This is a genomic window from Pseudomonas sp. Hp2 (assembly GCF_006386585.1).
In the GTDB taxonomy this organism is placed as follows: domain Bacteria; phylum Pseudomonadota; class Gammaproteobacteria; order Xanthomonadales; family Xanthomonadaceae; genus Pseudomonas_S; species Pseudomonas_S boreopolis.
This window is the reverse complement of record NZ_VAHJ01000010.1, coordinates 43,311-62,424: the sequence shown is the minus strand read 5'-3', so window position 1 is coordinate 62,424 and position 19,114 is coordinate 43,311. Positions and strand designations below refer to the sequence as shown.

The 19,114-nt window shown below is 70.9% G+C and carries 13 protein-coding genes and 1 pseudogene; 8 read left to right on the top strand and 6 right to left on the bottom strand.

The features are described 5' to 3' along the window. Positions 1–270: pseudogene (locus FD678_RS19880) on the top strand (hypothetical protein); the annotation flags it as partial. A 249-nt stretch (positions 271–519) separates the two neighbouring features. On the opposite strand, the gene FD678_RS19875 reads toward FD678_RS19880, so the two are convergent. Then, positions 520–1,623 (bottom strand): LacI family DNA-binding transcriptional regulator, encoded by a 1,104-nt coding sequence (locus FD678_RS19875; protein WP_177497931.1) that lies wholly within the window; start codon positions 1,621–1,623, stop codon positions 520–522. A gap of 191 nt (positions 1,624–1,814) precedes the next feature. On the opposite strand from FD678_RS19875, the gene FD678_RS19870 reads away from it, so the two are divergent. The 6 genes from FD678_RS19870 to FD678_RS19845 all read left to right on the top strand — a co-directional run bounded on the left by FD678_RS19870 (position 1,815) and on the right by FD678_RS19845 (position 13,935). Further along, positions 1,815–4,019, top strand: coding sequence for an alpha-glucuronidase family glycosyl hydrolase (locus FD678_RS19870; RefSeq protein ID WP_140727983.1), 2,205 nt, complete (start codon positions 1,815–1,817; stop codon positions 4,017–4,019). A 170-nt stretch (positions 4,020–4,189) separates the two neighbouring features. Beyond that, positions 4,190–6,187, top strand: coding sequence for a sialate O-acetylesterase (locus tag FD678_RS19865; protein WP_140727982.1), 1,998 nt, complete (start codon positions 4,190–4,192; stop codon positions 6,185–6,187). Between the two features lie 22 nt (positions 6,188–6,209). After that, positions 6,210–7,466 carry a D-mannonate dehydratase ManD gene (gene manD, locus FD678_RS19860; protein WP_140727981.1) on the top strand — a complete coding sequence of 419 codons (1,257 nt, stop codon included), beginning with the start codon at positions 6,210–6,212 and terminating at the stop codon, positions 7,464–7,466. A gap of 375 nt (positions 7,467–7,841) precedes the next feature. Continuing rightward, positions 7,842–9,521 carry a glycoside hydrolase family 43 protein gene (locus FD678_RS19855; RefSeq protein ID WP_140727980.1) on the top strand — a complete coding sequence of 560 codons (1,680 nt, stop codon included), beginning with the start codon at positions 7,842–7,844 and terminating at the stop codon, positions 9,519–9,521. A 124-nt stretch (positions 9,522–9,645) separates the two neighbouring features. Further along, the gene (locus tag FD678_RS19850) at positions 9,646–12,330 is read left to right on the top strand and encodes a glycoside hydrolase family 3 protein (RefSeq protein ID WP_140727979.1); all 2,685 of its coding nucleotides are present in this window, start codon (positions 9,646–9,648) and stop codon (positions 12,328–12,330) included. Between the two features lie 135 nt (positions 12,331–12,465). Beyond that, the gene (locus FD678_RS19845) at positions 12,466–13,935 is read left to right on the top strand and encodes a mannitol dehydrogenase family protein (protein WP_140727978.1); all 1,470 of its coding nucleotides are present in this window, start codon (positions 12,466–12,468) and stop codon (positions 13,933–13,935) included. Positions 13,936–14,449: 514 nt separating this feature from the next. Here FD678_RS19845 and FD678_RS19840 read toward each other — a convergent pair. From FD678_RS19840 to FD678_RS19820, 5 genes are all read right to left on the bottom strand, one after another. Continuing rightward, entirely contained in the window at positions 14,450–15,691 is a 1,242-nt protein-coding gene (locus FD678_RS19840; RefSeq protein WP_140727977.1) for an MFS transporter, read from the bottom strand. 91 nt (positions 15,692–15,782) lie between these two features. Beyond that, on the bottom strand, positions 15,783–16,010 hold the full coding sequence (locus FD678_RS19835) for a hypothetical protein (RefSeq protein WP_140727976.1): 228 nt from the start codon (positions 16,008–16,010) through the stop codon (positions 15,783–15,785). 18 nt (positions 16,011–16,028) lie between these two features. After that, positions 16,029–16,445 (bottom strand): VOC family protein, encoded by a 417-nt coding sequence (locus FD678_RS19830; protein ID WP_140727975.1) that lies wholly within the window; start codon positions 16,443–16,445, stop codon positions 16,029–16,031. Continuing rightward, on the bottom strand, positions 16,442–16,987 hold the full coding sequence (locus tag FD678_RS19825) for a helix-turn-helix transcriptional regulator (protein ID WP_140727974.1): 546 nt from the start codon (positions 16,985–16,987) through the stop codon (positions 16,442–16,444). The genes FD678_RS19830 and FD678_RS19825 overlap by 4 nt, the downstream gene beginning before the upstream one ends. A gap of 91 nt (positions 16,988–17,078) precedes the next feature. Beyond that, a complete protein-coding gene (locus FD678_RS19820; protein WP_140727973.1) occupies positions 17,079–17,825 on the bottom strand; it encodes an SDR family oxidoreductase in 747 nt (248 codons plus the stop codon). Between the two features lie 103 nt (positions 17,826–17,928). Here FD678_RS19820 and FD678_RS19815 point away from each other — a divergent pair, with 103 nt between their 5' ends. After that, on the top strand, positions 17,929–18,861 hold the full coding sequence (locus tag FD678_RS19815; RefSeq protein ID WP_140727972.1) for an AraC family transcriptional regulator: 933 nt from the start codon (positions 17,929–17,931) through the stop codon (positions 18,859–18,861). Positions 18,862–19,114: the final 253 nt, after the last annotated feature.

Below are 19,114 nucleotides of genomic sequence, written 5' to 3'. Positions count from 1 at the left end.
CAGGACCTGTTCATCGCGCACATCGGCGGCATGGACGCGTTCGCGCGCGGGCTGGAGGTGGCGCACGCGCTGCTGACGGCCTCGCCGTGGGAGCAGTGGCGCCAGCAGCGCTATGCCAGCTTCGACAGCGGCGCGGGCAAGGACTTCGTGGACGGCAAGCTGGACCTGGCGGCGCTGGCGGGCCTGGCCGCCCAGCACGGCGAGCCGAAGCAGACCAGCGGCCGCCAGGAGGCCTACGAGAACCTGCTCAACCAGTACCTGTTGCGCTGACCGCGCCTGAACGCCTGGCGCGCTGCGTCAGGCCGGGGCGCGAAGCGAGGTGCCCCGAAGGGGCGGATGAGGGTTCGGGCGAAGCTTCATGTAGCGAGACATCACGAGAGGCTGCGCCCCTACCCTCACTCACCCCAGCCCCCGCTCCGCGCCCCGGCCCACGCCGGCGGCGCGGGCGCCCAGGCGCACGCGCACGATGGCGCGCAAACCGTACCCCTTCGCCCCGATGGGAGGAGGCTCGCGGGAGCTTTACCGGGGGCGTTTTTTCGCGGTCGACGCCGCTCCCGCGGCAGCAACACGCTTGCGCGGCGGCGCCACCGATTCACGCTGCACCAGTTGATGGGCCACGACATGATCGAACACCGTCCGCGTCACCTTCCCTTGGTCGCGTATCTCGCGCAGCAGCAGGTCGATGGCGGTGTCGGCCATCGCCGCGATCGGCTGGTGGACGGTGGTGAGCTCGGGCCAGACCGCGGTCGCGGTCGAGGTGTCGTCGAAACCGACCACCGACAGGTCGCGCGGCACGTCCAGGCCCTGCCGGTGCGCGACCGAGACGGCGGCCGAGGCCATGTCGTCGTTGCTGGCGAAGATGGCGGTCGGCGCGGGCGAGACCGCGAGCAGCTTCTCGGCCGCGGCCAGCCCGGAACGGTAGGTGTAGTCGCCGTACTCGACCAGGGCCGGATCGAAGGCCAGGCCGGCCTCCTCGAGCGCGGCGCGGAAGCCCTCGAACCGGCGCAGGCTCGCGCTGAGGTTGCGATGGCCGTGGATGAAGCCGATCCGGGTATGGCCCTTGGCGATCAGGTGCGCGGTGATCTCCATCGCGGCGCGGTACTCGTCGATGCGCACGCACGAGACCTGCCGGTTGAAGCGTCCGGAGGCGATCGACACCACCGGCACCTTGGCCTTCACCAGTTCCTGCACCGCCGGCTCGGACTCGCACAGCGGCGGCGGCAGGATCACGCCGGCCACGCTCTTGGCCAGCGCGCGCGCGGCCTTGCGCTCGGCCTCGGGCGTGAGCCCGTCCCAGTAGTCGATCACCAGCTGGATCGAGGTATGCGAGACGGCGCGCAGCACGCCGAGCAGCAGTTCGCGCAGGTAGGCGCCGCTGGGATCGCTATGGATCAGCGCGATGCGGGTGTTCTGCGCGGCCGCCAGCGCGCTGGCGGCGAGATTGGGCTGGTAACCGAGCTTCTTGATCGCGGCCAGCACCTTCTCGCGGGTCGAGTCGCGCACGTTGCCCTTGCCGTTGACCACGCGCGAGACCGTCATCGGCGACACCTTGGTCAGGGCCGCGACCTGGTCGATGGTGACCGCCTGTCCCTTGCGGCGGATCGATTTGCGATTTTTTTCCAAATGCGTTCCCTTCCTCTGGCAGGCTGCCGCCATCGGCAGGCAGGCGATGTGCACGATCCCCGGCCAGGCAGCGCCACTGCGAACGGCCAGCGTCTTGCGCGGCCCATGGTAGCGTTAACCCGTTGTGCCGGCGACAAGCCGGGCATGGCCCGGGCGCCCCGGATCCTGCCCGCGCAGGGAGGGAACGGGCGATGACGGGCATCGGCACGATCCGGGCAACGGCCTCGCGCATCGGCCGGCATTGCGGCGGCGGATGGCTGCTCGCCGCGCTCTGGCTGCTGGCGCCGGCGCTGCACGCCGAGGACGGCTATGCGCTGTGGCTGCGCTACGTGCCGCCGGGCGACGCGCAGGCCGCCGTGCAGGTCACCGCGCTGGCGGCGCCGGCCGCCACGCCGACCCAGCAGGCCACGCGCGCGGAGCTGCTGCGCGGGCTGTCCGGCCTGCTCGGCGCGCGCCCGCCGTCGGTCGAGCGCCCCGATCGCGACGGCGCGCTCGTGGTCGGCACGCCGGCATCGTCGCCGCTGCTGGCCGCGCTCCGGCCGGAACTGGCCGGACTGGGCCGCGAAGGCTACCTGATCCGCCGCATGCGGCTCGGCGGCCATGCCGCCACGGTGATCGCCGCCAACGAGGACATCGGCGCGCTGTACGGCGCCTTCCATTTCCTGCGCCTGCTGCAGACCGGCCAGCCGCTCGCCGCGCTGGACGTGCGCGAGGCGCCGCGCGTCCGGCTGCGCGTGCTCGACCATTGGGACAACCTGGACCGCTACGTCGAACGCGGCTACGCCGGCGAGTCGATCTGGGACTGGCACAAGCTGCCGGACTGGCTGGACCCGCGCTATACCGACTACGCGCGCGCCAACGCCTCGATCGGCATCAACGGCGCGGTGCTCAACAACGTCAACGCCAGCGCGCAGAGCCTGGCCCCGATGTACCTGGACAAGGCCGCGGCGCTGGCCGGAGTGCTGCGGCCCTACGGCATCAAGGTCTACCTCAGCGCGCGCTTCTCCGCGCCGATCGAGATCGGCGGCCTGAAGAGCGCCGACCCGCTCGATCCTGCGGTGCGACGCTGGTGGCGCGACAAGGCCGACGAGATCTACCGGCGGATCCCGGACTTCGGCGGCTTCCTGGTCAAGGCCAACTCGGAAGGCCAGCCCGGCCCGCAGGACTACGGCCGCTCGCACGCCGACGGCGCCAACATGCTGGCCGACGCGCTCGCGCCGCACGGCGGCGTGGTGATGTGGCGCGCCTTCGTCTACTCGCACGAGCAGCCGGACGACCGCGCCAAGCAGGCCTACGACGAGTTCAAGCCGCTGGACGGCACGTTCCGCGACAACGTGCTGGTGCAGGTCAAGAACGGCGCGATCGACTTCCAGCCGCGCGAGCCGTTCCATCCGCTGTTCGGCGCGATGCCGAAGACGCCGCTGATGATGGAGTTCCAGATCACCAAGGAGTACCTCGGCTTCGCCACCCACCTGGCCTACCTGGCGCCGCTGTTCGCCGAGACGCTGCGATCGGACACCCACGCGCGCGGGCCGGGCTCGACGGTGGCGAAGGTGGTGGACGGCTCGCTGGAAGGCGACGCGCCTGGCAGGAGCCGGCTGACCGGCATCGCCGGCGTGGCCAACATCGGCAGCGACCGCAACTGGAGCGGCTCGCACTTCGACCAGGCCAACTGGTACGCGTTCGGCCGGATGGCATGGAACCCCGATGCCGATGCCCGCGCGATCGCCGAGGACTGGGTTCGGATGACGTTCTCCACCGACCCGGCCGTGGTCGCGCCGGTGGTGGCGATGATGATGGGCTCGCGCGAGGCGGTGGTGGACTACATGACCCCGCTCGGCCTGCACCACCTGATGGGCCGCGGCCACCACTACGGCCCGGCGCCGTGGGTCTCCGGCGGCCCGCGCGCAGACTGGACTTCGGTCTACTACCACCGCGCCGGCCGCGACGGCATCGGCTTCGACCGCAGCGCCAGCGGCAGCAACGCGGTGGCGCAGTACGCTCCGCCGGTGGCCGCGCGCTTCGGCGACGTGGCGACGGTACCCGAGAACCTGTTGCTCTGGTTCCACCACGTGCCGTGGGACCACCGCATGGCTTCCGGCCGCACGCTGTGGGACGAGCTGGTCGCACGCTACGATCGCGGGGTCGACTACGTGGCCGCGATGCGCCGCACCTGGGACGGGCTGGCCGGGCGCATCGATCCGGAACGGCATGCGCAGGTGGCGGCGTTCCTGGCCATCCAGGAGAAGGAAGCGCGCTGGTGGCGCGACGCCAGCATCGCCTACTTCCAGACCTTCTCGCAGCGGCCGCTGCCGGCGGGCGCCGCGCCGCCGGCGCATCCGCTCGATTACTACGAATCGCTGCAGTTTCCTTTTGCCCCGGGGGACGGGAAATGAGTTTGGATCGGTTGGGGTTGAGCGCGATGCATGAAACCCGTCATTCCCGCGAACGCGCGAAGCGCTTTACAGCAGCCCTTCGGGCAGATCATCCGTGGACTTTTGCCTTTCGTACGGACTGTGATCGTTCGAACCAACGTCCATGGATTCCCGCGTTCGCGGGAATGACGATGGAAGGGTTAATCACGACGGTGGGATTGCGGATAAGACACTGGGTCCCCGCTCTCGTGGCGGCGCCGGTCGGGTTGTTGGTCGCTTCGATCCTGGCGACACCCGTCGCGCAGGCGCAGGACGCCAAGGCGCCGCTGCTGCACGCGCTGTTCCAGGACCATGCGGTGCTGCAACGCGGGCAGCCGATCCCAGTCTGGGGCCAGGCCGGACCGGATGAGCAGGTGCGTGTGGAATTCGCCGGCAAGCACGTCACCGCACGTGCCGATCACGAGGGACACTGGCAGGCGCAGCTGCCGGCCGTGCAGGCAGGCGGGCCGTACACGCTGACCGCACGCACGGCCACGGCCCGGCAGACCGCAACCGACGTGCTGGTCGGCGATGTCTGGCTGTGCTCGGGCCAGTCCAACATGGAGCTGCAGGTGCATCGCACGCTCAACTCCCGCGCCGAGATCGCCGGCGCCGCCAACGACCGCATCCGCCTGCTGAAGGTGCCGCAGGCCGCGCGCCCCGCCCCGCAGGACGGCTTCGCCGCGCCGGTGCAGTGGCAACCGGCCACCTCGCAGTACGTCGGCGATTTCTCCGCGACCTGCTACTACTTCGCGCGCGAGCTGCAAAAGCAGGTGGACGTGCCGATGGGCCTGATCAACGCCTCGCTCGGCGGTTCGCGCATCGAGGCCTGGCTGAGCGATGGCGCGCTGCGCGGTGCCGGCGACTACGCCGATGCGCTCGACACGCTGGCGCTGTACGCGCGCGATCCGCAGGCCGCCTATGCGCGCTGGGGCGAACGCTGGGCGGCATGGTGGCGTTCGTTGCCGGGCGTGGCCGAGGGCGATGCGCCATGGGACCCCGCGGCGACCACCACCGGCTGGCGCGCCGCGCCGAAGCAGCTCGGCAACTACCGGCAATGGGGCGTGCCGGAACTCGCCGGCTTCACCGGCATGCTCTGGTATCGCGCCAGCGTGCGCTTGAGCGCCGAACAGGCCGCGCAAGCCACGTCGCTGGCGCTGGGCGCCGACGAGATCGACCAGACCTGGGTCAACGGGCGCGGTGTCGGCAGCGACTACGGCGGCGGCGAGCGGAACTATCCACTGCCGCCCGGACTGCTGCATGCCGGCGACAACCTGGTCGTGGTCAACGTGCTCAACACCTATGCCGACGGCGGGCTGTCCGGGCCGGTCGCGCTGCACCTGCGCGACGGCGGCACGGTGCTGCTGGACGGCGCCTGGGAGTACCGCCAGGTGCCGGAACGGGCCGGCACGCCGCCGCTGGCGCCGTGGCTGTCCGCCTCCGGCAAGACCACGCTGTACAACGCCATGGTCGCCCCGCTGGGCCGCTACGCGCTGCGCGGCGCGCTGTGGTACCAGGGCGAATCCAACACCGGCGAGGCCGGCGCCTATCGCGGCCTGCTGCGCGCCTACCGCGCCGACCTGCGCCGGCAGTTCGGCGCCGGCCTGCCGCTGCTGGTGGTGCAGCTGCCGAACTTCGGCCCGCCGCCGACGCAACCGCAGGAAAGCGGCTGGGCCGAGCTGCGCCGGGCGCAGCGCGACGTGGCCGGCGAGGATGCGCGCAGCGGGCTGGCGGTGGCGATCGACCTCGGCGAGCGCGGCGACATCCACCCTGCCAACAAGCAGGACGTCGGCCGGCGCCTGGCGCGCACCGCGCGGCACGTGGTGTACGGCGAGGCGTTGCCGCCGTCCGGCCCGGTGCCGGCCTCGGTGCGGCGCGAGGGCGACACGGTCGTGGTCGGCTTCGACGACGTCGATGGCTCACTGGTCGCCTACGGCGCCGACGGCCCGGTCGGCTTCGAGCTGTGCGGCGCGCAGCCGGGCAGCTGCCGCTACGCCGGCGCGCGCATCCGCGGGCGCGAGGTGGTGCTGCAGGCGCCCAACGCGGCCGCCGCCACCCGCGTGCGCTACGGCTGGGCCGACAGCCCCGTCGTCACCCTCTACGACAGCGCCGGCCTGCCGGCCGGGCCGTTCGAAACCGCCATCCCCTGACATCCCACCCAAGATCCGCACGATGAACACGCAAGTCGTCACCGAAACCGCTACCCATGGCTCCAAGCGCGAGCGCGAGATCGTCGATGCCAAGGTCATCGTCACCTGCCCGGGCCGCAACTTCGTCACGCTGAAGATCGTCACCCGCTCGGGCGTGTACGGGCTGGGCGACGCCACGCTCAACGGACGCGAGCTGGCGGTGGCCGCCTACCTGCAGGAGCACGTGGTGCCGAACCTGATCGGCCGCGACGCCGGCCGGATCGAGGACATGTGGCAGTTCCTGCACCGCGGCGCGTACTGGCGGCGCGGCCCGGTGACGATGACCGCGATCGCCGCGGTCGACGTGGCGCTGTGGGACATCCTCGGCAAGATGGCGGGGCTGCCGCTGTACCAGCTGCTCGGCGGCCGCTCGCGCGAGGGCGCGCTGGTGTACGGCCACGCCAACGGCCGCGACATCGCCGAGGCGAGCGACGCCGTCGGGCGTTTCATCGAGCAGGGCTTCCTGGCGGTGCGCGCGCAGTGCGGCGTGCCGGGCGTGAAGAAGGCCTACGGGGTCTCCAGCGCGCGCGGCTACGAGCCGGCCGAGAGCGAGCTGCCGGCGGAGACGGTGTGGAACACGCCGCGCTACCTGGAGACCGCGCCCCGGCTGTTCGAGCAACTGCGCAAGGACCACGGCACCGGCGTCGAACTGCTGCACGACGTGCACCATCGCCTGACCCCGATCGAGGCCGCGCGGCTGGCGCGCGACCTGGAGCCGTACCGGCTGTTCTGGCTGGAGGATTCCACCCCGGCGGAAAACCAGAAGGCGTTCGAGCTGATCCGCCGGCACTCGGTCACCGCACTGGCGGTCGGCGAGGTGTTCAACTCGATCTGGGACTGCAAGTACCTGATCGAGAACCAGCTGATCGACTACGTCCGCACCACCATCGTGCACGGCGGCGGCATCACCCACGTGCGCCGGCTGGCCGACTTCGCCGCGCTGTACCAGGTGCGCACCGGCTTCCACGGCGCCACCGACCTGTCGCCGGTGACGATGGGCGCGGCGCTGCACTTCGACACCTGGGTGCCGAACTTCGGCATCCAGGAGTACATGTTCCATACCGACGAGACCGACGCGGTGTTCCCGCACGACTACGTGCTGCGCGCCGGCCGCCTGCACGTGGGCGACACGCCCGGCCATGGCGTGGACATCGACGAGAAGCTGGCCGCGAAGTATCCGTACGCCCCCAAGCAGCTGCCGATCGCGCGGCTGGAAGACGGCGCGATGTGGGATTGGTGAGGAGGGGTGATGAAGCGTCCGTACGCATTTTTCCCGTTGTTCCTGCGCAAGTGGACTGTTGGCCAGGAAGGTTCGTCGCTGTTGCTTGTGATCCTGCCGTTGCTTTCCGCCTTTGCTCCGTCGGGGCCCCTCCGTAGCGGCGGGGACGGCGGGAAAAACCCGAAGGGCGACGCCCATGGATGGGCGTCGTTTTTCGCCGGGGCAGGATGCCCCGTCGAAAAATCCCGCTGGCGCCGCGAACCCGCAGCGAAGCTGCGGGCGCGAAGGCGGGGTGTGCTTTCTTTTGGTTACTTTTCTTTGCACAAGCAAAGAAAAGTGACTCGCCGCAAGGCGAAAGCTCTTGCCGCTGCTCTCATAAAGACAAGAAGCCCAGGCATGACCGAGCCTCGCCCAGCACTGGGACATCGAGGGTGGGGGCTCCTGCTCGCCGCACTGACCGCTCCCGCCTTCGCGCAATCACCCGCGTATTTCGACTGGTTCGAATACACCGGCCGCGATGCCGCGTTCGAGGCCCCGCTGCCGGCCGGCCACTACCGCAACCCGGTGCTGGCCGGGTTCCATCCCGACCCCAGCGTGGTCGCGGCGAACGGCAAGTTCTACCTGGTCAATTCCAGCTTCGCATACTTCCCCGGCATCCCGGTGTTCGAGAGCGCCGACCTGGTGCACTGGCAGCAGGTCGGCAACGTCATCGACCGGCGCACCCAGCTGGACTTCGACGGGCTCGGCGTGTCGCGCGGCATCTTCGCGCCGGCGATCTCGTACCACGACGGCACCTTCTACGTGGTCACCACCGCGGTGGACAGCGGCGGCAACTTCATCGCCACCGCCACCGACCCGGCCGGGCCCTGGTCCGACCCGCACTGGCTGCCGGGCATCGGCGGCATCGACCCGTCGCTGTTCTTCGACGACGACGGCAAGGTCTACCTGGTCAACAACGACGCGCCCGAGGGCACGTCGCGCTACGACGGCCATCGCGCGATCTGGATGCAGCAGATCGACCTGGCGCGCTTCCAGCCCGTCGGCCCGCGCAAGGTGCTGGTCGATGGCGGCGTGGAGCCGGAGAAGAACCCGATCTGGATCGAAGGCCCGCACCTGTACAAGCGCGACGGCTGGTACTACCTGTCCGACGCCGAGGGCGGCACCGGGCCGAACCACTCGCAGGTGGTGCTGCGCAGCCGCGACGTGTGGGGGCCCTACGCGCCCTATGCGCACAACCCGATCCTGACCCAGCGCGACCTGCCGGCGGACCGCCCGCTGCCGGTCACCAACGCCGGCCACGCCGATCTCGTAGAGGGCCCGGACGGGCGCTGGTGGGCCGTGTTCCTGGCCAGCCGCAACTACGCCCGCGTCCACTACAACACCGGTCGCGAGACCTACCTGCTGCCGGTGGAATGGAAGGACGGCTGGCCGGTGATCCTCGAGCACGGCCGCGCCATCCCCTACGTCGCGCCCGGCCCCGCCTACCTGCAGGCCGGCCTCGACCAGGCCCCGAACACCGGCAACTTCACCTGGCGCGACGAGTTCGATGCGGCCAAGCCCGGGCGCGAATGGCTGTACGTGCGCGTTCCCAAGCGGGATTGGGCCGACCTGCGCGCGCGCCCGGGCCAGCTGACGATCCATCCGCTCGCCGAAGGCCTGGATACGCTGCGCAACCCCTCGTTCCTGGCGCGCCGCCAGCAGCACCTGGCGTTCGATGCCAGCACCGCGCTGGAGCTGCCGGCGGCCGGCACCGCCGCCGGGTTGGCCGCGTTCCAGAACGAGCGCTACTGGTATTTCCTCGGCGTGCGCCGCGATGGCGAGCGCATGCAGCTGTTCCTGGAGAAGCGCGCCGGCGAGGCGGCCGCCCGCGTGGTGGCATCGCGCACGTTGCCGGCATCGGCGGCGTTGAAGCTGAAGATCTCCGGCGACGGAGGCGATTACGGTTTCGCCTTCGACGCCGGCGAGGGCTGGCAATGGCTGGCGCAACGCCAGGACGGCACCGTGCTCAGCACCGAGGTCGCCGGCGGCTTCGTCGGCGCGATGGTGGGGCCCTACGCCAGAGATGAAAGCCCCTGACCATGTCCGGCCCCCGGGGCTTCGCCCGTACCCTCCTCCGGCGCTGCGCGCCGCCTTCTCCCGTAGGGAGGAGGGCATGTCGCTCCGATCTGATATCCATGACGTCACAAACAAGGAAAGACCGATGACCACCCACCGCACGCGACGCACCAGGCTCGGACAATGCTGTGCCCTCGCCCTGCTGGCCCTGCTTCCGCTGGGACCGGCGGTGGCGGACGAGGCCGCGCCCTGGCTCGATACCCAGCGCAGCTTCGAGGACCGCGCCGCGGCGCTGGTCTCGCGCATGACGCTGGAGGAAAAGGCCGCGCAGATGCAGAACGCCGCGCCGGCGATCGAGCGCCTGGGCGTGCCGGCCTACGACTGGTGGAACGAGGCGCTGCACGGCGTCGCCCGCGCCGGCGGCGCGACCGTGTTCCCGCAGGCGATCGGCATGGCCGCGACCTTCGACGTGCCGCTGGTCGGCCAGGTGGCCGACGCGATCAGCGACGAGGCGCGCGCCAAGCACGCGCGCTTCGCCGCCGAGGGCAAGCGCGGCCGCTACCAGGGCCTGACCTTCTGGTCGCCCAACATCAACATCTTCCGCGACCCGCGCTGGGGCCGCGGCCAGGAGACCTACGGCGAGGATCCGTATCTCACCTCGCAGCTGGGCGTGGCGTTCGTGCGCGGCCTGCAGGGCGACGACCCCAAGTACCGCAAGCTCGACGCCACCGCCAAGCACTTCGCCGTGCACAGCGGCCCGGAGGCCGACCGCCACCACTTCGACGTGCACCCGTCCAGGCGCGACCTCTACGACACCTACCTGCCCGCGTTCGAGGCGCTGGTGAAGGACGGCGACGTCGATGCGGTGATGGGCGCCTACAACCGCGTCTACGGCGAGTCCGCCAGCGCCAGCAAGTTCCTGCTGCGCGACGTGCTGCGCGATCGCTGGGGCTTCAAGGGCTACGTCGTCTCCGACTGCTGGGCGATCGTGGACATCTGGAAGAACCACAAGATCGTCGCCACGCCAGAGGAGGCCGCCGCGCTGGCGGTGAAGAACGGCACCCAGCTCGACTGCGGCAACACCTACGCGCCGTCGATCCCGGTGGCCGTGCGCAAGGGCCTGCTCGACGAGATCGAGGTCGACAAGGCGGTGACGCAGCTGTTCGCCGCGCGCATGCGCCTGGGCATGTTCGACCCGCCGCAGGACGTGCCCTGGACGCGGATCCCGTATTCGGTGAACCAGTCGCCTCGGCACGACGCGCTGGCGCGCAAGGTCGCGCAGGAATCGATCGTGCTGCTGAAGAACGACGGCGTGCTGCCGCTGTCGCGCACCACCCAGCGCATCGCCGTGGTCGGGCCCACCGCCGACGACACCATGGCGCTGCTGGGCAACTACTTCGGCACCCCGGCCGCGCCGGTGACGATCCTGCAGGGCATCCGCGAGGCGGCGCCGCAGGCGCAGGTGCTGTACGCGCGCGGCACCGACCTGGTCGAGGGCCGCGACGACCCGGCCGCCACGCCGCTGATCGAGCCGCAGTACCTGCGGCCCGCGGCGGGTTCGAGCGAGCGCGGCCTGCGCGGCGAGTACTTCCGCAGCCGCGACCTGTCCGGCACCCCGGCGCTGGTGCGGGTCGATCCGCAGATCGCGTTCCGCTGGGACCGCGGCTCGCCGACCGACACGCTGATGGCGCGCGGCGAGGCCAGCGAGGAGCAGGCGCTGCCCAGCGACGGCTTCAGCATCCGCTGGAGCGGCCAGCTGCTGCCGCCGGTAACCGGCGACTACCGGCTCGAGGCCGCCGCCAACGACGGCTTCCGCCTGTACCTGGACGGCAAGCTCCTGCTGGACCACTGGAGCGACAACGAACGCCTGCGCGCCGACAGCGTGCAGGTCGCGCTGCAGGCCGGGCGCAGCTACGAGATCAAGCTGGAGTACTACGAAGGCGAGCGCGACGCCGGCGTGCGCCTGGCCTGGGACCTGCCCGGCGCCAAGCCGCCGCTCGAGGAAGCGGTGGAGGCGGCGCGCAAGTCCGACGTGGTGGTCTTCGTCGGCGGCCTCACCGGCGACGTCGAGGGCGAGGAGATGACGGTCAACTATCCCGGCTTCGCCGGCGGCGACCGCACCGACATCCGCCTGCCCGCCACCCAGCAGAAACTGCTGGAAGCGGTGCACGCCACCGGCAAGCCGGTAGTGCTGGTGCTGACCACCGGTTCGGCGCTGGGCGTGGACTGGGCCAAGGCCAACCTGCCGGGCATCCTGGTGGCCTGGTACCCCGGCCAGCGCGGCGGCAGCGCGGTCGCCGACGTGCTGTTCGGCGACGCCAACCCGTCCGGGCGGTTGCCGGTGACCTTCTACAAGGCCGACGAGAAGCTGCCGGCGTTCGACGACTATGCGATGGCCAATCGCACCTACCGCTACTTCGGCGGCGAACCGCTGTATCCGTTCGGCCATGGGCTGTCGTACACGACGTTCGGCTACGCCGGACTGAAGCTGGACCGCACAAGCGTGGCGAAGGACGGCACCGTGAAGGCCAGCGTCGAAGTGCGCAACACCGGCACGCGCGCCGGCGACGAGGTGGTGCAGCTGTACCTGCGCCCGCTATCGCCCGCGCCCGGCCAGGCCTTGAAGAACCTGCGCGGCATCCAGCGCGTGCGCCTGCAACCGGGCGAGGCCAGGCAGGTCGTCTTCGAACTGAGCCCCGCGAAGGACCTGCGCCGCTACGACGAGAAGGCGGGTGCCTACGTGGTCGAGCCCGGCCGCTACGAAGTCCAGATCGGTGCGTCCAGCGCGGACATCCGCGCAAGCAAGACCTTCGACATACAGAACGACTGACCACGTTCCCTTCTCCCGCAAGCGGGAGAAGGTGCCCCGAAGGAGCGGATGAAGGCACCGCGCCGCCCTCATCCCAACCCCTCTCCCGCAAGCGGGAGAGGGGCATTCTTCCTCCGCGAACTGTCCGTATCCGCGATGACCGACCTGCCCCGTCTCTCCGATGCCACGCTCGCGGCGTTGCCGCCGGGTGTCGCCGCGCCCGCCTACGACCGCACCGCCACCCGCATCGGCATCGTCCACTTCGGCCCAGGCGCGTTCCATCGCGCGCACCAGGCCGCGTACATCGACACGCTGCTGGCCGACGAGCCCGACTGGGCGATCAGCGCAGTCTCGCTGCACAGCACCGAGGTGCGCGATGCGTTGCGTCCGCAGGATGGCCTCTACACCCTGGCGCTGCTCGGCGAGCACACGTCGCTGCGCGTCATCGGCGCGATCCGCGAAGTGCTGTGCGCGCGCGACGAACAGGCCGCGGTGCTGGCGCGGCTGGCCGATCCCGGCGTACGCCTGGTCACGCTGACCATTACCGAGAAGGGCTACTGCCTGGCCGGCGACAGCCTGGATGTCGCCCATCCCGACATCGTCCACGACCTCGCCGCGCCGGATACGCCGCGCAGCGCCATCGGTCATCTCGTCGCCGGCCTGCGCACGCGCCAACGCCTGGGCCTCAAACCCTATACCGTGCTCAGCTGCGACAACCTCCCCGACAACGGCGGCAAGCTGCGTCGCGCCACGCTGCAGTACGCGCAACGCATCGACCCGGCGCTGGCGGCCTGGATCGAGGCCGAGGCCACGTTCCCGCGTTCGATGGTGGACAGCATCACCCCGGCCAGCGACGACGCCCTGCGCGAGCGGGTATCGGCGCAGCTCGGCATGCGCGATGCCTGGCCGGTCCAGCGCGAGACCTACACGCAATGGGTGGTCGAGGACGCGTTCTGCAACGGCCGCCCGGCACTGGAACGCGCCGGCGTGGTCCTGAGCGGCGACATCGCCGGCTACGACCGCGCCAAGCTGCGCCTGCTCAACGGCCCGCACTCGACGCTGGCCTACCTCGGCTCGCTGCTCGGGCTGGAAACCGTCGCCGACGCGATGCGCCACCCGCAGCTGTCCGCCTTCGTCGAAACGCTGATGCGCAAGGACATCGCGCCCACGCTGCCGGCGATGCCGGGTTTCGATCCGCAGGCCTATGCCGGCGCCATCCTCGCGCGCTTCCGCAACCCGGCGATCCGCCACCTGCTCTCGCAGATCGCCTGGGACGGCTCGCAGAAGCTGCCGGTACGGATCCTCGCCACCCTGCACGACGCCCTGGCGATCGGCCATCGCATCGATCGACTGTGCCTGCCGGTCGCCGCATGGATGCAGTTCGTGCGACGGCAGGTGCACAACGGCGTGGCGCTGGTCGACCCGCTTGCCGAGGCCCTGGGCCGGATCGCACGAAGCGCCACCGGCGATGCCGCGCACGACGTCGAGGCGTTCATGGCCTTGGATGCGGTGTTCGGACCGGTATCGGGCGATGCGCGCTTCGTCGATGCCCTGCAGGTCGCGTATGCCGCGCTGGTGGAGCCGATGGCCATCGCACGGCATATCGACGTTCGATCCGGAGAATGAGGCCAGCGATCAAGGGATTCTCCGTAGCCCTGTAGGAGGACTTCAGTCCCGACGGGCTTTCCCGATCATGCCCAGCGAAAGAAACAACGACGATGCAAAGCAGGCCAAAGCCTTCGACCATCGCCGCTTGGTCCTTCAACAGCATCCGCAAGGACCGTCGGGACTGAAGTCCCTCCCACAAGGAACAACGACAGCGCAGAACAGGCCCAAGCCTTCATCGCTGCCATTACGTGATCCTTCCGCAGCATCGGCAAGGCCTCGCCAGGACTGAAGTCCCTCCCACAACGGACCGGCATCGCGCAATGCGCGCTTCGCAGACGCTCTGCCAGTCGCATCTGCGGCATTGGCGGATGCAGCGATCATCGCCGGGACACATCGGCGGCATTCCCTCCGCAAGGAGACAAGAACGGCCCCCAGGTACTCCTGTGGGAGGGACTTCAGTCCCGACAGGCCTTCCCGGCCATGCCCAACGAACAAGGCGACGGCACGCAAGCGACCGATCGCACGCGAAGGCTCATGCCGCATCCGCAGCGAGCGGCCGCAGGTCCGGACCGGGCCGCTTCGCGCTCGGGAAGCCCATCGCGATCGCCGCCGCGGCCAGGCCCAGCGCCATCGAGCCGATGTACATCCACGCATAGCTGCCGTAGCGGTCGTACAGCCAGCCGCCGATCAGCGGACCCAGCGCCATGCCGAAGCTGGAGAGCAGCGTCGCCGCGCCCAGCACCGAACCCAGGATGCGCGGATCGAACGCATCGCGCGCCAGCGAGGCATACAGCGGCATGGTGCCGCCGTAGGCCATGCCGAACACGATCGCTACCGCATAGAAGCCTTCGAGCTGGTTCACGCCCAGGTACGCCACCGCGCCGATCCCCTGCAGGACCAGCCCGGACACCAGCACCGGCTTGGCGCCGAAGCGGTCCGCGAGCAGGCCGAACAGCAGCCGGCCGCCCAGCCCGGCCGCGCCTTCCATGCTGTAGATGGTGACCGCCGCGGTCAGCGCCAGCCCGCAGCCGAGCGCATAGCTGACGGTGTGGAAGATCGGCCCCGAGTGCGCCGCGCAGCAAGCGAAGAACGCGCCGGCCAGCACCAGGAACGGCCTCGAGCGCAGCGCCCGCCCGAGCGGCGGCTTGCCGGCCGCGCTCGCTTCCGCCGGCATCGGCGCCGATGCCGGCGCCGTGCGCACGAACCAGACCGCGGGCAGCGTCAGCGCCCATGCCACGCCGCCGACGATCAGCAGCGTGGTGCGCCAGTCGTAGTGGCCGACCAGCCACGCCACCAGCGGCGACATCGTCATCGGCGCCACGCCGACGCCGGCCGACACCAGCGAGATCGCCAGGTTGCGGCGCCGTTCGAACGACGCCGCGGTGGCCGCGATCACCGGCGTGAAGAAGCTGGCGACCGCGATGCCCATCAGCACCCCGTAGCTCAACTGGAACATCAGCAGGCTGGTCGCCCGGCTGGCCAGCACGCAGGCCAGCCCGAGCAGCAGCGCACCCGCCAGCACCACCGGCCGCGGCCCGAACCGGTCGCTCAACATCCCCCAGCCGAACCCGCCCGCGCCCATGCTCAGGAAGGCCAGCGTCATGGCGCCCGACAAGGCGCTGCGCGACCAGCCGGTGGCCGCGCTCATCGGTCCCAGCAATACCGCCAGCGAGAACACCACGCCGACGGCCACGCAGCCCATCAGCGCGCCTGCAGCCACCAGCGGCCAGTTGCGGTCCAGCTCGGGGGAAGGGGAAACGGCGGTGCGGCTCATGGACGGACTCCCAGGGTTTTTATCCCTCCGACGAACGAGGGCGCCGGAAATCGACAATGCCCTCGTCCGGCGACCGGGCGCCCCCGCCCGCTCAGGCCCGCGCGCCGGCGCGGCGACGCCCGCGCCACCTCGCGGCGTACGGCAGCGCGAACAGGCACAGGCCGCTGAACATCAACAGGAACAGCGGCGGCAGCGGCGCGTAGACCACCCAGGCGGGCGGCTTGCCCAGGGCCATCGCCGCGAAGTTGGCGGCCACCGTCGCCGTGAAGAGCAGGCCGAGCCAGCGGTGCAGCGGCCGGAGCCAAGCGTTCCGGTGCATCGGGATGCCCTCCGCCGCTCAGCCTTGGCCGGGACGCGACTGGACCAGCTTCCAGCCGTTCCCGGACGGATCGCGGAAGCTGGCATCGACGCTGCCGTAGCGCTCGAGCGGTTCCTGGGTGAATTCCACGCCTTGCGCATGCATCCGCGCATGCGCGGCGCGGCAGTCGTCCACCAGCAGCACCAGCGGCGGCATGGCGCCCTTGGCGACGATCTCGTGCAGCGCCTGCGCGGTGGCCGCGTCGTGCACCGGCGGCCCCGGCAGGAACAGGCCGAGCTGGAAACCCGACTGCTCCGGATGCTGCACCGTCAACCAGCGGTAGTCGCCGTTGCGCGCATCGGTATGGACCCGGAACCCGAGCTTGTCGACGTAGAACCGCAGCGCTTCGTCCTGGTCGCGGACGTACAACCCGACCACCCCGACACCCTGGCTCATGCAACCTCCGTATGTTTGGACGCGGGGATGCTATCGGCCGCCTCGCGCCGCCGCTTCTCCGAAACTGCGGTGATGAGCGCCGGCCGGTGCGCGGCGGCGAGATAGCAGGCCGGCACCTGCGCCAGCGCCGCCGTCGCGGCCTGCTCGCGCGCGCGGCGTGCGCCCGGGCTTTCGCCGGTGACGTCGCGGAAGGTGCGGCCGAACGTGCCCAGGCTCTTCCAGCCGGTCCGGAACGCGATCTCGGTGACCGGCAGGCCGGTATCGCGCAGCAGCGCCGCGGCCCGCTCGATCCGGCGCGTGAGCAGGTAGCGGTGCGGCGGCACGCCGAAGGCATCCTTGAACGAACGCGCGAAGTGCGCCCCGGACACCCCGCTCACCCGCGCCAGCCGCCGCACCGGCCAGTCCTCGTGCGAGGCCGCGTCCATGCGGTCCTTCGCGCGCAGCAGGCGGCGCAGCAGGCGCGGGTCCTGGCCCGTGCCCAGCGCGCGCGGTTCGCTTGCGGGTGCCGCCCCCGCGGGGAACCGGCCGGAGTTCTTCGCCATGGGCGTAGTTTGCCGCCATCGCGCGCGACGACGCGCGTGCGGCGGCCGAACCCGCCGCGACCGCTGCTCCGGCCGGCCCGGCCTGGCGGCCTCAGGCCGCCTCGGCCGCCCAGGCGAGCGCGTCGGCGCCGGCCGGCAGGCGCATCGGCGCGGCTGGGTCGGTCACCGCGCGCCACACCGCCTCGGCCACGTCGCGGGCCTCGGTGATCGGCCCGCCGGCCTGAACCCCGGCGACGAAGCGCTCCATGAACCCGGCATAGGCCTCGTGGTCGAAACCGGCCATGTGCGGCCGCGCGTTCTCGCCGAAGCGCGTGCCCGGCGCCCGGCCCGGCAGCACCAGCCGCACCCGCACGCCGAACTGCGCCATCTCCTCCGCCAGCGATTCGCTGAAGGCGTTCACCGCCGCCTTGCTGGCCCGGTACGCGGCCAGCAGCGGCAGCGACTTCAGCGTCACGCTCGAGGTGACGTTGACGATCGCCCCGCTGCGGCGCCGCCGGAACTGCGGCAGCAAGGCCTGGCTCAACGCCATCGTGCCGAAAGCGTTGGTCTCGAACAGCGTGCGCACCGTGTCCATCGGCATGCACTCGAACGGCGCCGCCGCGCCGAGGCCGGCGTTGTTGACCAGCGCATCGACCGTCCCCGCCTCCGCTACCGCGCGCTCGATGCTGCGCGGATCGGTGACGTCGAGCGCGAGCACCCGCAGGCGCTCGGACGGCGGCAGCAGGTCCTCGCGCGGCGTGCGCATCGTGGCCACCACCTGCCAGCCGCGGTCGAGGAACAGGCGGGCGGTCTCCAGGCCGAAGCCGGAGGAACAGCCGGTGATCAGGACGGTTTGCATGGGGGCTCCTTACGTGAGGTGGACAAGCGAGGGAGCCACGATAGGCCGCTTCGCCCGTACTCACTACAATCCAAAGTCCATATTCCTTTCGCAGGAGTCCGGCATGGCCGACCCGCTCGCCGAAGTGGTCACCCTGCTGCAACCCAGCGCCCGCTTCTCCAAGTCCGTCGCCGGCAGCGGCCCCTGGGCGATCCGCCGCTCCGATGCCGGCCAGCCGTTCTACTGCGCGGTGCTCGAAGGCGGCTGCCACCTGGCGGTGGACGGCCAGCCGCCGTTCGCGCTTCGGGCGGGCGACTTCGTCCTCGTCCCGGCGGCCTACGGCGTGGCGATGACCAGCCTGCAACCGCCTCCGCCCGGCACCGAGACGCAGCCGCAAACGCAGGGCGCCGGCCGCTACCGCATCGGCCATGGCGACGGCCCGGTCGACCTGCGCATGCTGGTCGGCCATTGCCACTTCGGCTCGCCCGACGCCGCCCTGCTGGTCTCGCTGCTGCCGCAGGTGGTGCACGTGCGCGACGAGCGTCGCCTGGCCACCCTGGTGGAACTGGTCGGCGACGAATCGCACGAACAGCGCCCCGCGCGCGAAGTGGTGCTGGCGCACCTGCTGGAGGTGCTGCTGATCGAAGCGCTGCGCTCCGGCGCCGGCACCGCCGCCTCGCCGGGCCTGGTGCGCGCCCTGGCCGATCCCCGCCTCGCCGCCGCGCTGCGCGCGATGCACGCGCGCCCCGCGCACCCATGGACCGTGGCCGAGCTGGCGAAGGAAGCCGCGCTGTCGCGCTCGGCGTTCTTCGAACGCTTCCAGCGCGCCGTGGGCCTGGCGCCGATGGAATACCTGCTGGCCTGGCGCATGGCCCTGGCCAAGGACCTGCTGCGCCGCGGCGGCACCCGCATGGCCGAGATCGCCGAACGCGCCGGCTATCGCACCGCCAGCGCCTTCAGCGTGGCGTTCTCGCGGCACGTGGGGATGACGCCTACGCGGTATGCGAGGGGAGGCGGGGAAGCTGGAGTACGGGTATCGCCGGAGGCGATCGGGTAACTGCTTGTGGCTGTCTGCTTTCGGCCAGAAGCGGACGGCCGGTGCCTACGAAGCCCTCCCAGCTTGCGTCGGGGCGGGAGCTGTGACTACGAAAGAAGTGAACCTAGAACCGTTATTTCTGCACCGATGATAGAGATAGTTGACGGATGACATGCTCCTTCCGATTTCTCCGGCCAAGTCATTTTCGCCAGCCAGGCGAACTCGCGCGCTAGGGCGACGCCTGCATTTCATGCTTGCCTCTCAAGCCCTCGCC

What these genes read in the sequence shown, in the direction of transcription:
- FD678_RS19870 (WP_140727983.1), top strand. Translation starts at nt 1,815, where the DNA reads ATGACGGGCATCGGCACGATCCGGGCAACGGCCTCGCGCATCGGCCGG.
- FD678_RS19865 (WP_140727982.1), top strand. Translation starts at nt 4,190, where the DNA reads ATGGAAGGGTTAATCACGACGGTGGGATTGCGGATAAGACACTGGGTC.
- manD (WP_140727981.1), top strand. Translation starts at nt 6,210, where the DNA reads ATGAACACGCAAGTCGTCACCGAAACCGCTACCCATGGCTCCAAGCGC.
- FD678_RS19855 (WP_140727980.1), top strand. Translation starts at nt 7,842, where the DNA reads ATGACCGAGCCTCGCCCAGCACTGGGACATCGAGGGTGGGGGCTCCTG.
- FD678_RS19850 (WP_140727979.1), top strand. Translation starts at nt 9,646, where the DNA reads ATGACCACCCACCGCACGCGACGCACCAGGCTCGGACAATGCTGTGCC.
- FD678_RS19845 (WP_140727978.1), top strand. Translation starts at nt 12,466, where the DNA reads ATGACCGACCTGCCCCGTCTCTCCGATGCCACGCTCGCGGCGTTGCCG.
- FD678_RS19840 (WP_140727977.1), bottom strand. Translation starts at nt 15,691, where the DNA reads ATGAGCCGCACCGCCGTTTCCCCTTCCCCCGAGCTGGACCGCAACTGG.
- FD678_RS19835 (WP_140727976.1), bottom strand. Translation starts at nt 16,010, where the DNA reads ATGCACCGGAACGCTTGGCTCCGGCCGCTGCACCGCTGGCTCGGCCTG.
- FD678_RS19830 (WP_140727975.1), bottom strand. Translation starts at nt 16,445, where the DNA reads ATGAGCCAGGGTGTCGGGGTGGTCGGGTTGTACGTCCGCGACCAGGAC.
- FD678_RS19825 (WP_140727974.1), bottom strand. Translation starts at nt 16,987, where the DNA reads ATGGCGAAGAACTCCGGCCGGTTCCCCGCGGGGGCGGCACCCGCAAGC.
- FD678_RS19820 (WP_140727973.1), bottom strand. Translation starts at nt 17,825, where the DNA reads ATGCAAACCGTCCTGATCACCGGCTGTTCCTCCGGCTTCGGCCTGGAG.
- FD678_RS19815 (WP_140727972.1), top strand. Translation starts at nt 17,929, where the DNA reads ATGGCCGACCCGCTCGCCGAAGTGGTCACCCTGCTGCAACCCAGCGCC.